At 75.2% G+C, this 15,548-nt stretch carries 10 protein-coding genes; 4 read left to right on the top strand and 6 right to left on the bottom strand.

Annotated elements, in window-relative coordinates:
* Nucleotides 1-24 precede the first annotated feature (24 nt).
* Complete coding sequence (soxR, locus tag C8E97_RS19370; protein ID WP_121006986.1) at nucleotides 25-486, top strand: redox-sensitive transcriptional activator SoxR; 462 nt, start codon at nucleotides 25-27, stop codon at nucleotides 484-486.
* 397 nt (nucleotides 487-883) lie between these two features.
* Here the strand turns inward: soxR and C8E97_RS19365 are convergent, their stop codons facing one another.
* Both C8E97_RS19365 and C8E97_RS19360 read right to left on the bottom strand, forming a co-directional pair.
* Entirely contained in the window at nucleotides 884-1,987 is a 1,104-nt protein-coding gene (locus C8E97_RS19365) for a DegT/DnrJ/EryC1/StrS family aminotransferase (RefSeq protein WP_121006985.1), read from the bottom strand.
* A gap of 400 nt (nucleotides 1,988-2,387) precedes the next feature.
* Nucleotides 2,388-5,564 carry a S8 family peptidase gene (locus C8E97_RS19360; protein ID WP_170211911.1) on the bottom strand — a complete coding sequence of 1,059 codons (3,177 nt, stop codon included), beginning with the start codon at nucleotides 5,562-5,564 and terminating at the stop codon, nucleotides 2,388-2,390.
* Between the two features lie 530 nt (nucleotides 5,565-6,094).
* On the opposite strand from C8E97_RS19360, the gene C8E97_RS19355 reads away from it, so the two are divergent.
* Nucleotides 6,095-8,710 carry a helix-turn-helix transcriptional regulator gene (locus C8E97_RS19355; protein ID WP_121006983.1) on the top strand — a complete coding sequence of 872 codons (2,616 nt, stop codon included), beginning with the start codon at nucleotides 6,095-6,097 and terminating at the stop codon, nucleotides 8,708-8,710.
* A gap of 42 nt (nucleotides 8,711-8,752) precedes the next feature.
* On the top strand, nucleotides 8,753-9,427 hold the full coding sequence (locus tag C8E97_RS19350; protein ID WP_211347078.1) for a S1 family peptidase: 675 nt from the start codon (nucleotides 8,753-8,755) through the stop codon (nucleotides 9,425-9,427).
* Between the two features lie 517 nt (nucleotides 9,428-9,944).
* Here C8E97_RS19350 and C8E97_RS19345 read toward each other — a convergent pair.
* From C8E97_RS19345 to C8E97_RS19330, 4 genes are all read right to left on the bottom strand, one after another.
* Nucleotides 9,945-10,709, bottom strand: coding sequence for a DUF5995 family protein (locus C8E97_RS19345; RefSeq protein WP_121011915.1), 765 nt, complete (start codon nucleotides 10,707-10,709; stop codon nucleotides 9,945-9,947).
* 215 nt (nucleotides 10,710-10,924) lie between these two features.
* Nucleotides 10,925-11,803, bottom strand: a complete 879-nt coding sequence (locus tag C8E97_RS19340; protein ID WP_121011912.1) for a hypothetical protein — start codon at nucleotides 11,801-11,803, stop codon at nucleotides 10,925-10,927.
* Nucleotides 11,804-11,973: 170 nt separating this feature from the next.
* Nucleotides 11,974-13,608: a choice-of-anchor B family protein gene (locus C8E97_RS19335; protein ID WP_121006982.1), complete on the bottom strand. Its 1,635-nt coding sequence runs from the start codon at nucleotides 13,606-13,608 to the stop codon at nucleotides 11,974-11,976.
* Nucleotides 13,609-14,180: 572 nt separating this feature from the next.
* Nucleotides 14,181-14,543 carry a winged helix-turn-helix transcriptional regulator gene (locus C8E97_RS19330; protein ID WP_121006981.1) on the bottom strand — a complete coding sequence of 121 codons (363 nt, stop codon included), beginning with the start codon at nucleotides 14,541-14,543 and terminating at the stop codon, nucleotides 14,181-14,183.
* Between the two features lie 122 nt (nucleotides 14,544-14,665).
* Between C8E97_RS19330 and C8E97_RS19325 the strand changes: the two genes are divergently transcribed.
* On the top strand, nucleotides 14,666-15,538 hold the full coding sequence (locus C8E97_RS19325) for an NAD(P)-dependent oxidoreductase (protein WP_121006980.1): 873 nt from the start codon (nucleotides 14,666-14,668) through the stop codon (nucleotides 15,536-15,538).
* The last annotated feature ends 10 nt before the right edge of the window (nucleotides 15,539-15,548 follow it).

Below are 15,548 nucleotides of genomic sequence, written 5' to 3'. Positions count from 1 at the left end.
CGACTTGAAGTCAAGGGACGCCGGATGACCCGTACCCCCACCGAGTTGCTGACCATCGGCGAACTCGCGCGCCGCGCCGGGGTGGCGACCTCCGCGGTGCGCTTCTACGAGGAGCAGGGCCTGATCTCCTCGGTGCGCACCGCGGGCAACCAGCGCCGCTACCCGCGCCACGTCCTGCGCCGCCTCTCGCTCGTGCTGTTCGCGAAGCGGCTGGGCATCCCGCTCGCGGAGGTGGCCGAGGTGTTCGCGGCGCTGCCCGACGACCACATGCCGGGCAAGCGCGACTGGGACCGCATCGCGCGGCGGTGGAGCGACCACCTGGAGGCCCGGCGGCGCGAGATCGAGCAGTTGCAGCGCGAGTTGACCGGGTGCATCGGCTGCGGGTGCCTGTCGCTGCGGCGCTGCTACGTCCTGAACCCCGGAGACAGCCTGGGCACGCGTGGTTCCGGTCCCCAGCGGCTGCTGCACCCCGACGCGCGGGGCTGACGCCCGGCGCTCCGGGTCATCCCCCGAGTGGATCGACGATGCGCACGTCGCACGCCTTGGCGCGGACCGAGGCGTCGCGGGACTTCGCGTAGTCGGACGTCACCTTGGTCGTGACGGTCCCGTCGCGGTGGGGGTGGACGCCGGTTCGGGTGGCAGGGACGCCTCGCCCGACGCGGGGGACGCGGCGTGGGCGGGCGCAGCGAACAGCGTCGCGCCGAGGAGTGCCACGACGCCGGCGGTCGCGGTGCGCCTCGGGGCGCGTACCGCCGGGGTGGTCGTGACGGCGGTGGATCACCCGAGCCCGGTGCGCGGCGGCGGGTGCCGCGTCGAGGTCCGACGGGCGGCAGGCCGTGGTGCGCCGGGGTCGCGTCGCGGGCAGCGGGCGGGCCGCCGCCGTTCAGGCAGCCAGCCCCGCGCACACCTCCCGCAACCGGCCCAGGAACCGGGCGCGGCCGGCCCCGTCGAGCCGGGGCACGGCGATGTCGAGGTAGCGGCGCACGTCGACGGGACCGCGCGCGGGCGGACCCACCGGCCACGCCCCGGTCCCGTCCGGGTCGTGGTCGACCGGCTGCCAGACGGTGAAGCCCGCCTCGCCCAGCCGCGCGGCCACGACGCGGGACCGCTCGACGCCCGGCAGCCACACCCCGACGGTGGCGCCGTTCGACGCGCCCGCGCCGTCGGCGGTGACGCGCGCGTCCGGCACGGTGGCCAGCACGGCGGCCGCGGCGGCCTGCGTGACGCGCAGCTCGGCCACGACCACCCCCAGCCGCAGGACCCGCGGCAGCGCCCGCGCCGCCGACGCCTCGCTGATCCGCTGGTTGAGCAGCCAGTCCAGCCTCGGCGCGGTCGAGGCCCGGTAGCCCGCCGCGTGCCGCACCGCGTCGAGCAGCGCCGGGTCGTCCGCCACGACCACACCGCCCTCGCCGGTCGCGGCGGACCCCGGCGTGCGGGTGGAGAAGAACGCCGCGACACCGCACGAACCCACCGGGCCTTCCGGGCCACGCGCGCCCCACGCCTGCGAGCAGTCCTCGATCAGCGCGACACCGCGCTCCGCGAGCCCCTCGGCGATCCGGCCGACGTCGCCCGCCGCCCGACCGCGCACGTGCGCGACGACCACCGCCCTGGTGCGCGGTCCCAGGCGGGCGCGCACGTCGGGCCACTCGACCACGAGGTCCCGCCGGACCGGGACGACGCCGGGGTTCGCGCCCACCGTGCGCACGGCGGCGGCGATGGACCGCCAGCCGACCTCCGGCACCAGCACCTCCTCGTCCGGGGCCAGCCCCAGCGCGCGGCAGCACAGCTCGAACCCCGCCGTCGAGGAGGAGACCGCGACCGCGCCGCGCCGGTTCGCCAGCGCGGCGCACCGCCGCTCGTACGCCTCGATGATCGGACCGCGGTCACCGACGCCCGGAGGTCGCCGCTGGCCGGGCACGGCGGTCGACCGCTCCGCGACCGGTCCGCCGTGCCGGTCCACGAGCGTGCCCGGTGTGCTGTCGCCCATGTCCGACCACCTTCCGCCCCTCGGCCGCGCAGGGAGGCCGCCGGGCGCGTCCGGGGGAGCGGGTCCGCGACAGCGGCCTGTTCCCCGACTATTACCCCTCGGCCGGGTCGTGAAACGGAACAACAACCGAATGGACTACTCCCTGTGGTCACGCCATCACGGAAGCGACCCGTCCGGCGGCCCGTCACGAGGCCGGTTCCGCACGGGGTTCGGCGCACCGGCTCCCGGCGCGAGCCCCGCCGCCCTCCCCCCGAGCGGGAGTCGCTCCCCATCAGGCGGGAACGACCCCCGGCAGCGGGGGCGGCCCCACGGTTCCGCCGCCCCCGGTCCGCCGGGCCCCGACGAGGGCCGGCGGCCGGTGGCGCCGCGCCCACCCGGGCGGAGCGCCACCGGTGTCCCGTCACGTGCGGTAGGCCCGCATGATCGTCTGCTCGACCTTGTTGCCTGCGGTGTCCTCGGCCGTCGCCCGCAACGAGACGAACCCGCCGGGTCCGGGGTTCCGCACCAGGGCCACGCCCGAGCCGCCGGTGCGGACGTGCGACGCCTTCCGCCACGTCACGCCGTCGTCCACGGACACCTGGAGGTCGAGGCGCCGGGTCGGCCCGGCGGCCGAGTCGGGCTGGCGCTGGACCGTGAACGGGACCGCGAAGACCTTCCCCGCCGGCGCACGCTGTGCCAGGTCCAGCGCGGGGGTGAAGCGGACCGCCGACACGGGCAGGTTCCGGGGCCCGTCCCCGGCGACGTGGGCGGAGTGGAACGTCCACCGCACGGCGACCGACCGGGACACGGTGTCCAGGTCGGGCGTGGCCCGGACGACCGAGTACCGGTACGTGGCCTCCTCCGCCGGCACGTCGGCGTCCAACTGCACCGTGCGCTTGCTGCTCGCGATCACCACGCCGTCGCGGGTCAGCTCGGCGGTGGCGACCGGCGTGGGGTAGTCGCCGAGGTGGGTGCTGCTGTCCGTCGCGAGGGACGGCACGAGCGACAACCGGTCGCCCTGGCGGGACAGCGCGATGGTCGGGCCGTCTTCCCACGCCGACGACGGGTCGTGCCGGAACGCCGGGCCGAGCACGCCCAGGTTCCACGTCTCCCTCGTGGTGCGGCCGGGCGCCACGCCCCGGAACGGCTCGTGGCCCTCCAGGCCGTCCGGCACGCCGTCGACCGAGGTGCGGAAGCGCTTCTCGTACTGGACGTCCTCGGTCGCCGCGTAGTGCTCGGTGCGGGTGAACGGCAGGTCGAACTCCGCCCGGAAGCCCAGCCACCGCGCCCGCGTGTCCCACGCCGCGCGGAAGCTGGTGTAGACCGTCGCCTGCTGACCGGGCGCGGCGGCGGCGTAGCGCGCCTCGGTGGTCGCGAGGTCGGCCGGGGTGAACGTCCGGTCGAACCCGGTGAAGAACGTGCCGGGGCGCGAGTGCCACGCGAGGTTGTACGCGTAGGGCGAGTTGCGCGTCGAACCGCTCGCGTCCTTGCGCAGGAACCCGGTCCCGGCCGAGCCGGCGATCGCGCCGTCCGGGTCGTCGGGACCGACCTGACCGGCGTACAGCCGCTCGTAGGTGGTCCCGAGCAGGACGTCGCCGATGTACCACGCGCCGCCGCGCACGCGGTAGTTGAAGCCGATCTCCGCGATGGTCTGCGCCGCGTCGGGCCGGGGCGCGGTGACCGACAGGGGTTTCGCCGTGCGGACGTCGACGGTGACGGTCTGGTCGCGGTCCATGACGATCCTCGGCGCGACCATCATGGTCTCGGTGCCGGTGGGCCACTCGCCGTCGTAGAGCAGGGTGTCGAACGTGTACCGGCCTTGCGGCAGCCGGATCGTGGCGACGCCGTCGGGGTGGCGGACGGGTCGGCCGCCCGGACGGTCGCCCTGGGACACGAAGTAGGTGTAGGCCCGCGCCGTCGGGTCGCCGTCCCGGCCGATCGTCCTGATGGTGAGCGTGTGCATCTCCGGTTCGAGGTACGCGGTCACCGGGGTGCGCAGGCTGACGCCGTCGGCGGTCGCCGACAGGACGCCGCCGAGGTGGGTGTCGCGCGGCGCGTCGACCGACGGGTCCAGGGTGACGGTCACGGTGGCGGTCCCACCGGCGGGCACGGTCACCCTCGGCCGGTCGACGGTGAGGAACCCGGCCGGCAGCGCCGCGCCCGCGGCGTCGGTCGCGTCGAGGCGCAGGTCCAGGTCGAGCGGCGCGGGCCCGTCGTTGCGGTAGGTGACGGTGTCGTGGACCGGGTCGCCGTACGGGAACCGCCGGAGGCCGAAGGAGAGCGCGGCGGGCGCGGCGGAGGCGGTCTGCGTGACCGCGCGGCCCACGTCGAGCCGACCCGCGCCGGTGGCGAACCAGGCGCGCGTGCCCGCGCCCGCCGAGGCGACGAGCCCCTGCTTGAGCCGGGCCGCGCTCCAGTCCGGGTGGCGCTGCGCCAGCAGCGCGGCGGCGCCCGCCACGTGCGGCGCGGCCATCGACGTGCCGTCGAACTCGACGTAGTCGCCCGCGCCCGCGCTGGTGGTGGCACGGGCCGCGGTGATCTTCACGCCCGGCGCGGCGATCTCGGGCTTCACCGCCGGTTCGTCGAGCCGCGTGCCCCGGTTGCTGAACGCCGCCGGCCGGTCGGCGTCGTCCACCGCGCCGACGGCCAGGGCGCTCGGCGCGGTCGCGGGCGAACCGGTCAGGCCCGCGTCGTTGCCGGTGGCGGTCACGAACAGCGTGCCGGGGTGCGCCTCCACGGCGGCCTCCACCGGGTCCTGCCCGGCCGAGGAGCCGCTGCCGAGGCTGAGGTTGACGACCTTGACGCCCTTGGCCGCCATCCAGTCGATCGCCCGGATGACGGCCGACTGCGGGCAGCCCCCGGTCCTGGGGCACACCTTCGCCACGTAGAGCCGGGCCTCCGGCGCGACACCGGTGTGCCTGCCGCCGCCCGCCGCCCCGGTGCCGGCCGCGATCGAGGCGACGTGCGTGCCGTGGCCGCTGTAGTCGACGTGGTCGTCCTCCGCGGTGAAGTCGACCCGCTCGACGACCTTGCCCACCAGGTCGGGGTGGGTGTCGTCGACGCCGGTGTCGATGATCCCGATGGTGGCGCCCGCACCCCGGTACCCCGCCGCCCAGGCCGCCGGACCGCCGACCCTCGGCACGCTGACGTCGAGCGAGACCTTCGACATCCCGTCCAGCCAGACCTTCTCCACGCCCGGCCGCAGGGCGCGGCCGCCGTCCGCGACCATGCTGTCCCAAGTGGACAGCGCGGTGTCGTGGCCCTGCCGCACCGCGAGGGTGCGCGCGGCGGTCGACACGGCGGTCACCGCCAGTCCCGTGCGGTCCAGGGCGGCGCTCGCGGCCGGCACGCCGTCCTGGTAGGTCACCAGCAGCGGCAGGTCGGGCAGCCGGTCGTACCCGTCCCGCACGAGCAGCGTCACGTCGAAGAGCCGGGGGTCGAGCCTGCCCTCGGCGAGCAGCGGCAGCGCGTCCACCGGGATGACGTGCCGGTGGCCGTCGACTTCCCGCGCCACGAACCGCATCCCCGGTCTGGCGGGGGAGGGGTCCGGCGACACGCGCTCGCCGTCGGCGGAGACCAGGACCCGGTCGCCGGTCACGAGTCGCACGGTGCGGACCGGCTCCTGCCCGCCGGCGTCGGACGTGGGCGCCGGAGCCGGCGCGGCACGGGCGGGCACGGCGGACGACGCCAGGACCGTCGCCAGCGCCAGGACCGCGTGGGACAGGCGGGTGCGGAGCGATCGCGCCCGGGGCGATCGAGCGCGGGACGGGTTCTTGCGGGACAAGCGCGTTCGGGACAAGCGGCGAGCCATGAGGCGATCTCTCCGTTCGCTGGGCGCGGGCAGCCGGAAACCCTTGGGTGTCCGGGGCCGTGCGGCGGAACGTCCGTCGGCGTCGTCGGGTGCTCGACACCCTCCCACGCCGACGTTCACGAGCGCGACGACCGGTGTCCGTCCGGCGGGGTTGTGTGCACCATCGGGCAGTCTCGGCGGCACTGCGGGAAACCGGGCGCGGGCCGGGTCGGTGCGGTGCCCGGCGCGATGCCGCCCGAGGGGCCTTCGAGTCCTCATCGAACCGACCACCGGACCGTTGAGGGCCTGGCGCGGCCGGCGCTACGGTCGGTGGCGACATGGACCTCGTCGGTCGGGACGACCTGCTGGCCACCGTGCGGGCCAGGCTCGCCGCGCGTGGCCGCGTCCTGCTGCACGGGCCGGCCGGGATCGGGAAGTCCGCCGTCCTGTCGGCCGTCGTGCCGGCGGACGCCGTGGTGCTGCGGAGCGCTCCGGGTGAGGCCGACCGGCACGTGCCGCACCTCGTGCTGGCCGACCTGCTCGGCGAGGTCCGGGTCGCGCTGCCCGCGCCGCAGCGGGAGGCGTTGGACCGCGCGCTGCGGCGGCGGCCCGGCGAGCCGGACCCGCTCGCCCTGCGGCGGGCCGTGCTGACCGCGGTGCGCGAGCTGGACCCGGTGGTGGTGATCGACAACGGGCAGTGGGTGGACGACGCGACGGCGCGGGTGCTGGCGTTCGCGGTGGCCAGGTCCGCGCCGCGGGTGCTCGTCGCGGCCGGGGAACCGGGGCCCGCGTGGTGGGGCGAGCCGATCGAGGTGCCACCGCTGTCGGCCGCCGCGACCGCCGAGCTGATGACCCGGCACGGCCGGGTCGACGTCGGGCTCGCCGGCGGGAACCCGCGGTACGCCATCGAGTTGAGCCGGTCGGCCGGCGGGATACCGGACCGGCTCCTGGCCGACGTGCGCGCGCGACTGGCCGCGCAGCCCGCCGACGTGCGGGCCGCGCTGCTGGTCGCCGCGCTGGTCGAGCGGCCGACCGTGCGCATGGTCGTCCACTTCGGACACGAGCGGGCGGCCGCCGGGTTGGGGTGCTGCCCGCTGGTCCGGGTGTCGCCCGACGGCGGGGTGCGCTTCCGGGAGCCGCTCGTCGCCGCCGCGCTGCCCTTGGTCGTGCCGCCCGACGAGGTCCGCGCGGCGCACGCCCGGCTGGCGGCGCTGGTGGCCGACCCGGTGGAGCGCGCACGGCACCGGGCCTGCGCGATCACGGGCTTCGACGAGCCCACCGCCGTGCTGGCGCAGCGGGCCGCGGGCGCGCTCCGCCGGCGGGGAGCGCTCGGGCGCGCCGCGGAGCTGGGCGGGCTCGCCGCCGACTGCACGCCGCCGAGCGCGCCGGCGCGGGCGGCCGGGCGACGGCTGCGCGCCGCGGGCGACGCCCTCGACGCGGGGCGGCACGAGCTGGCGACCTCGCTGGCGCGGGCGGTGCTGCGCTCGCCCGGCGTGCCGAGGGGCCTGCGGGTGCGGGCCCAGCTGGTGCTGGTCGACGCCGTCCGCCACGCCCGCACGGCCGCCGGCGGCATCGTGGGCGAGGCGCTGTCGCACGCCAGGGGCGACGCGGCCCTGGAAGCGCCCGCGGAGTACCGGTTCGGGCTGCACTCCGCGCTGGGCGGCGACCTGCGCGAGGCCGTCCGGCACATGGCCGACGCCGTGCTGCTCGCCCGGACCGCCAAGGACCCGCGCACCGAGGCGATGTCGCTGTGCTCGCTCGCGCTGTGCCAGACGGCCCTCGGCGACGCGTCCGCCGGCGGGACGCTCGACCTGGCGCGGCGCGTCGCGCCCGGGTGGATGGTCGTCACGCACGACGGCCCGCTGTGGGTGGACGCCCGTCTCGACCTGTTCGCCGACCGGTTGGACTCGGCGTCCGACCGCCTCGCGGCGCTGCTCGACCGCGCGGCCGAGCGCGGCGCGCTGTCCGAGGTCGTCGGCATGACGTGGGCCGGGGTCGAGGTGTGGGTGGCGATGGGCCGGTGCGACCGCGCGCTCCGGAGGGCGGGCGACTGCCTGCGGCTGGCGGAGACCATCGGCTCCGACATCGCCCTGGCGTGCTACGGCGCGGCGCTCGCCGAGGCGTACGGCGGCGACCCGGTGACGGCCGACGCCCTCGCGCGCCGGGGCGCGTGCCGGGCCGAGGCCGACGGCGACCACGCGTTCCTCGTGCGCAACCTGCACGCCAGGGGGTTGGCGGCGCTGAGCGCGGACGACCCCGAGGCGGCGCTGGGCCCGCTGCGCCGGGCCGCGCGGCTCGAACGGGACATGGGCGTCACCGACCCCGCGGTGTTCGCGCTGGGCGCGGACCTGGCCGAGCCGCTGATCGCGGCCGGTCGCCTGGCGGAGGCCGCGGGCGTGCTCGGCGGCGCCAGGGCGTGCGCGGTGCGGCTCGGCAGGCGCGGCGTGCTCGCGTCGCTCGACCGCGCGGACGGCCTGCTCCGGCTCGCGCTGAAGGACCACGCCGGCGCGGAGCGGTTCCTCGCCTCGGCCGTTGAGGCGCACCGGCGGCTGCGCCAGCCGTTGCAGCTCGGCCGCAGCCTGCTGGCGCTCGGCATCGCCGAACGCCGCCGCAGGCGCCGGGGAGCGGCGCGCAAGCTGCTCGAACAGGCCAGGCAGGTGTTCGCCGAGAGCGGCGCGCCGCGGTGGGCGGGCCGGGCCGCCGCGCTGCTCGGGGACACGCCCGGCGGCGCGACCCTGGCCGGGTTCGAGGCCCGGATCGCGCGGCACGTCATCGAGGGCGCGAGCAACCCCGAGGTGGCCGGTCGGCTGAACATCAGCGTCAAGACCGTCGAGGGCGCGCTGACCCGGATCTACCGCAAGCTGGCGGTGCACAACCGCACGCAGCTCGCCGCCCGGCTGCGCGGGGAGGGGGAATTCCCCGTTTCCGACCCGGTGATCGGGAACCCATCCTGACTCTCGCTTGTCCTTCCCTGCCCAGTGGACGAGGAGATCCGCATGCGTCCCTTCATCCTGGCCTGCGCGCTGCTGTGCGCGGCAGGCGCCGCACCGGCGAACGCCGCACCGTCCGGCGACGTCTCACCGCTGATCATCGGCGGCTCGCTCGTGTCGTCCGCGCCGTGGTCCGCGGCGGTCTACCGCGGCGGCTCGTTCACCTGCTCCGGCACGATCCTCTCGCCGGAGTGGGTGCTCACCGCCAAGCACTGCGTCGGGTCCAACCTGACGGTCCGGGTCGGCAACGTGCACCGCGCCCAGGGCACGCCCAGCTCGGTGAGCCGGTACGTCAACCACGCCCAGGCCGACCAGTCCCTGCTGCGGTTGAGCACGCCGATCCAGACCAGCGAGTACGCGAAGCCGGCCGACACCAACCCCGCCAACGGCACGACGAACCAGATCTACGGGTGGGGCTACACCAGCCGCAGCGGCCCGGTGTCGCCCCAGCTGAAGACGGCGGACGTGCGGATGAACTCGGTCTGCCGCGACTACTACGGCGGCCAGGCGCTGTGCACCAGCCGCATCACCGGCAACGCGTGGTCCGGCGACTCGGGCGGTCCGCAGATGTACAACGGCCTCCAGGTCGGGGTCGCCTCGACGGCGGACGGCTCCTCGACGCAGCAGTACAGCAGCGTGCCCGCGACGCGGGAGTGGATCCGGACCACCGCGGGCGTCTGACCACCACCCGACGGCCCGCCCGCGACGGCGGTCCGGGCGCACGACGCCGTGCGCCCGGACCGCCGTGCGCCGTCGTCCACGCGGGTGGTCGCGCGTCACGGCATGGTCGGACCCACCGCGCGTCACGGCCGTCGGCAAGCCCTGCCCGGAGGAACCGGTGGCGGCCCGCGGCACTTCTTCGACCCGGTCGACGCCATCTCGTGCCCGGTCACTCTCGCGCCCGGTCACCTGAACGGGCCCGCCTATGGCGTCGGGCCCGTGCCGCCCGTTCAGGGCGACCGACGCCTCCGGCGTCCGGCGGGCGCGGGACGCACGAGAGCACCGACGGGCCGTGACGGCTGCCTCCCGCGACGCCTCGTCGTCAGGTGCCGGCCATCCGATCGGCGCTGACGCGCGTGGGTCACCACCGGGTCCGGCGCGGACGCGCCGGGTTGCGGCCTCCGGCCGCGCGACCCGTGGTGCCGGCGCGCGACGGCGGTCCGCGGCCGGTGAGCCCCGACCCGGTCGGCGCGGGCGCTCAGCCCGCCGCGGCCATCGCGCGGTCCAGGTGGGCGATCACCTTCGGCACGTCGTCCTCCTCGCCGCTGCGGATCAGCGCGAGCGCCGGGCGCACGAGCCCGCCGGGCCGCGCGACCAGCCGGGCGAGCACCCCGGCCCGGACGTCGAGCAGGCCGGCGGTGACCTCCCGCTCAGCCTCGCCCTGACCGGCGAGCAGCACCGCGTTGTGCCACGCCTCCTGCCGCGACCTGCGGATGCTGAAGTCCAGCAGGCGTTCGTCGGTGCGCCCGCCGAACTCGTCGAGCAGCCACAGGTACGGCGACACCTCGCCCACCGCCCGCTGCACCGCCAGCAGCACCCGCGCCAGGATGTCGTTGATCAGCAGGAAGTCGCGCCGCAACCCGTGGATCTCCTCGCCCGGCGCGATCCGCGCGGCGGTCACGGCCAGGTCGAGGTTGATGTGCGCGCTCACACCCAGCAGCAGGTGCTGGACGATGACCGCGTCCGGGTCGGCCAGCAGCCCGAACGCCTCCCGCCAGCACCGCGGCCCGCCCCGCTCGCGCCGCCAGGCGTCGCGCGCGTCGAAGTAGCGGTTGCCGAACACCGCGTCGAACCGGTCCATCCGGGGACCGTCGTCGAACAGCCCGTCGCGGATGCCCGCGCGGATCTCCACCGTCACCTGCCGGTACAGGGCGGCGAAGTACCCCACCCGGTCGGCGTCGCGCCGGGCGTCCGACACGATCCCGGACAGCACGTCGATCACGTCGTCGATGGTCTCCGCCATGAGGTGCTCCCGGTGCGCGGTGCCGGTGGTGGGCCACCGTACCCAGCGCACGTCGCCCGTTTGCACGACAAGTGCGGACAACCCGGATTCCCGCCCGGCGGGCCACGCTTCTCACCCGATCGTGGAGCGGACGGCGTGCCCGCCGAGCGGCGACGCGGCCTTCCGCGCCCACGGCCGGCCTCCGTCGGAACCGCCGGGACGGGTCCCCCGGTCGTTCAGGTCACGGCGACGGTGAACGAGGCCGTGTGCACCCGCCCGCCGTGGGAGAACTCCAGGAACAGCCGGTACTCGCCGAGGTCCGCGAACACCGCCTGGAACGTCAGCTCGCCGTTGACCAGCGGCGCGCCCGGCGGTTCGACCGGGTGCAGGTGGGTGGCGGACAGGAGCATCGTGTGGAAACCGGTCATGTGCCCGTGAGCGCCCAGGTGCGGGTCGAGCGTGCGCACCGGCTCCCCGTCGGGCGTGCGGATGGCGAACCGCAACTCCTGTGGCCGCAGCGGTGTCGGTTCGGCCGGCTCGTCGACGCGCACGACCGTGAACCCGCTGTCGGTCACCGCCTCCGCGCCGGGCGCGGGCACGGGCACGAACCCGGTGTCACCGGGCACGCTGAACGGGACGCCGAGCACGACCGGGTGCCGGGGGTCCTCGGTGTCGTGCGGCACGAACTCGGCGAACATCCGGTACGCGCCGCCGTCGGGCAACGCGAGCGTGGTGTGCCACGTGTCGCCGACCAGCGTCGGGTGGACGTGCTGGAAGACGTGCATGTCGTCGCGCACCGCGAAGAAGTGCAGCTGCTTGGTCTGGTTCTCCCGGAAGCCGGTCCGCGCCCGACCGTCCGGCCCGATGATCCGGAACGCGACCGGCACGGCGTCGCCCCGGCGGTCGGGCACGGTGACCCGCTCGAACCGGTACCCGCTCTCGGCCTCCGACAGGCCGTCGCTGTGCGCGGCGGGCGCCAGGTCCGCCGGCGCGGCCCGCTGGTGCGCCGAGTGCGCCGGGCCGGGTGCCGGGCGGAACAGCGTCAGCGCGCCCGCCAGCACGATCGCGACGGCCGCCACGACGAACACCCAGTCGGTGAACCGCAGGTTGCGCATCATCACTCCTCACGTCGCCGGGCGGGCGGCGGACCGCGAGCGCGGCGGGGAGCGACGGGGTCGCCCGCCACGCTCGAGGACCACCCGGAGGGCCGGGGCCCCGGACGTCGGGACCGGGAGCCCGGCGCCGAACCCCGGGGCTCAGGCGCCGGGGCTCGGGGTTGCGGGCGTCAGAACCGGAGGCTCCAGGCGTCGATGTAGCCGGTGTCGGCCCGGTTGACGTCCTGCGCCCGCAGCCGCCACTCGCCGTTCGCGACCGCGGCCGACGCGTCCACCGGGTACGTGGCGAGCAGGTCGTCGGCCGAGTCCGGACCGGAGTCCCGCAGCCGGAACACCGAGCCGTTCGGCGCGATCAGGTCGAGCACCAGGTCGCCGCGGTAGGTGTGCTTGATGTCGACGGTCACCTCCAGCGCCGACGGCGCGTTGCCCGGCACGCCCGTCACGGTCACCGAGGACGTCACCGGGTCGCCGCCGTCGGGGATGGCGGTGTCGGTGGTGTTCTCGAACTTCCCGCTCCCGCGGAGGGTGGGCTTGACCACGACCAGCCCCTGCTCGATCCCGTTGACCAGCACGATGCCGCTGGCGAAGTACGGGTAGTTGCTCCACGCGCCGTTGAAGCCCGTGGCCGTGCCCGCGGTGTGGATGTCGAAGTACCCCGCCTCGGTCAACCGCGCCGAGGCGACCTCGCGGACGTCGAGGATGCGCAGGCCCGCCTGGTAGTTGGCCTGGTACGAGTACCCGTCCCGGATGTACTGGTTGTGGTCGGTGGCGGTGGCCGGCGACTGGTGGGTGCCGGTGTGCACCGGGGCGGACAGCCTGGCGAGGTCCCAGATGTAGGTCTTGGTCCGCTTGTCGGCGGCGGCCTGCTCGTCCAGCTCGTCGTCCAGCAGGAAGTACCGCTGGTCCTCGGTCAGCCACCCCTGGTGCGAGTACTGCGCGCCGGAGTAGCCCTTGCGCGCGATCTGCACGGGTGCGGCCTTGTTCGTCACGTCGACGATGGTGAGCGTGTCCTCGTTGGAGTTGAAGCAGATCTCCTTGCCCCGGTACGCCGCGTCCGGACCCCGGTAGACCACGCACTGGGTGTCGTGCGTGTAGCCGTCCTGGGACACGCAACCGGCCTTCTTCGGCGACTTGGGCGTCCGGATGTCGACCATGTGCGGTCCGCCGCTGCACGTGTTGGAGCCCACCGCGTAGGCGAACCCGGTCTCCTCGTTGATGGCGATGTTGTGCGCGGGGCCGAATTCCCGGTACAGCGCGTCGGCGGTGAAGGTCTGCGGCGTGGTCACCGCGCGCAGCCGGGTCAGGTCGAACACCTGCATGCCGTGGCCGGTGATGAAGTCGGCCACGATGAACGCGTGGTCCCGGTAGACCTTCATGTCCCGCCAGTTGCTGCTGCCGCCGTTGGACGGCAGGTTGCCCAGGTACCTGGGCGAGGTGGGCGTGCTCACGTCCACGAACGCGGTGCCGTTGGTGCGGCCCACGATGGCGTATTCCTTGCCGGAGGACGGGTCGGTCCAGCCCCAGACGTCGTTGCCGTTGCCGCCGCCCATGCGGGACAGCGGCAGGACGCTGAGCAGGTCCACGTTCTCGCAGGGGTAGATGTCGGCCTTGCCGTGCACGCACGGCACGCCGGCCGCGGTGTCGAGCACGGCGTGCCGCTCGGCCGGGCGGTGGTCGGCGAGGAACGCGCGGGCCGCCGCCTGCCCTTCGGGTGTCTCGGGGTCGTGCGCGGACGCGGACGTCATCGACAGCGCGACCGCGGCGGCCGTGAGCAGGGCCAGCCCCGCCGTCCGCAGAATTCTCATGGCGTGCTCCTCACCGGAAAACCGGACCGCGCGGCCCGGTGGCAGGGAATTCCGATCGACTCACCACGGTAGGTGCAACGGCGGTCGGGAATGAACCCCCGATCGTCTGTTCCCGTGCGGCGGCGAGGGCGGGATTACCGGTCGCCGGGAATTATTCGGATGGATTCCAGGGGTCGGGTGGACGGCTGACGCGGTCACCCGGCCGGCTCCGCCCGCAGCCCGCGACGCTGCGGGGATGAGTGGTGAAATGGTCGTCGCGCCGGCCGATCAGGGTCCGGTCCGGCACTCGAAAGGGGGGGAATCCGCAGTGGCCACGCAGTTCGCTTGATCACTTGGCTGAAGCCCCTTTCCGGGCGGAATCGCTCAGGATTTCGACCCGTCCGCCACCATTCGCGAAAGGGGAGAAACGTCCACGTCGGTTCGGCGCGGCCGTTTGGCCGTGCTCGCCCTGTCGGGGTTCGCCGTCCCGGCCACGGCCGCACCGGCACCCGCCGTCGCACCGTCACCCGCCGCCGTCGAGCAGGCCGCGCCCGGTGACGCGTGGAACGGCCACCGGGTCGAGACCGCCGGCCTCAGGACGCCGCGTGCACCACCTTCTCCGCGCCGATGCGCCGGATGCGCTCGACGCCCCACGCGCCCAGCGGTGCGAGCGCCTGGTTGAGGGACACCCCGTGCTCGGTGAGGGAGTACTCGACCCTGGGCGGCACCTCCCGGTACACCTCGCGGTGCACGAGCCCGTCCTCCTCCATCTCCCGCAGGTGCTGGATCAGCATCTTCTCGCTCACGCCCGGCAGGCTCCGGCGGAGCTGCGCGAACCGCCGCACGCCGTGCTCGGCCAGCTCCCACAGGATCAGCGACTTCCACTTGCCGGAGACCACGTCCATCGCGGCGTCGATGCCGCAGAAGTAGGGGCCGCGTCGCGCCGTCGTCGCCATCCGCTCTCCTTCATCGGCACTCACCAAAAGGTAAGTACCCCACTAATTAGTCGGTACTGGTGAACCCTACCGGTGGCGGCGATGATCAAGGCACTCGAACGACGGAGTCAAGGGAGCAGGAAATGAGTGCCGACAACAGCGCCCGCGTGAGCGTCCTCGGGCTGGGCGCGATGGGCACCGCGCTGGCGGCCGCCCTGGTCGACGCCGGGCACACCACCGCGGTCTGGAACCGGACCGCGGGCAAGGCCGAGCCGCTCGTCGCCCGCGGCGCGACCGCCGTCGACACCGTGGCGGAGGCGCTGGAGGCGGACGTCGTGATCGCGTGCCTGCTCGACGCGGCCTCGGTGCGCGAGGTGCTCGACCCGGTGGCCGACCGGCTCGCCGGCCGCACGCTGGTCAACGTGACCACCACCTCGCCCGACCAGTCGAGGGAACTCGCCGCCTGGGCGGCCGGCCTCGGCGCGGCCTACCTCGACGGCGGCATCATGGCCGTGCCCGCGATGATCGGGCGGCCCGGCTCGTCGATCCTCTACAGCGGGTCGCGCGCGGTGTTCGAGCAGCACCGGTCCCTGCTGGACCTGTGGGGCGAGAGCGCGTACTTCGGCGAGGACGCCGGGCTGGCGTCGCTGTACGACCTGGCCCTGCTGTCCGGCATGTACATCATGTTCGCCGGGTTCGCGCACGGCGCGGCGATGGTCGCGCCCGCCGGGGTGACGGCCGGGGAGTTCGCCCAGCGGTCCGCGGCCTGGCTGTCCGCGATGACCGGTCAGCTCGCCGGGCTCGCCGAGGTCGTCGACGGCGGCGACTACACCGTCGAGGGGCAGCAGAGCCTGGAGTTCTCCAGCCTGGACGACCTCATCGCCGCCGCCAAGGCGCAGGGCATCAGCACCGAGCCGATCGACATGGTGCAGAACCTCATCCAGCGCCAGATCGACGCGGGGCACGGGAAGGAGGGGTTCGCCCGCATCATCGAGAGCATCAAGCACCCGGCCTGAGCGGTCGGGT

This window comes from Saccharothrix australiensis (assembly GCF_003634935.1).
GTDB classification, from domain to species: domain Bacteria; phylum Actinomycetota; class Actinomycetes; order Mycobacteriales; family Pseudonocardiaceae; genus Actinosynnema; species Actinosynnema australiense.
The sequence above is the reverse complement of the archived record's forward strand: the minus strand, read 5'-3'. Positions and strand labels throughout refer to the sequence as shown.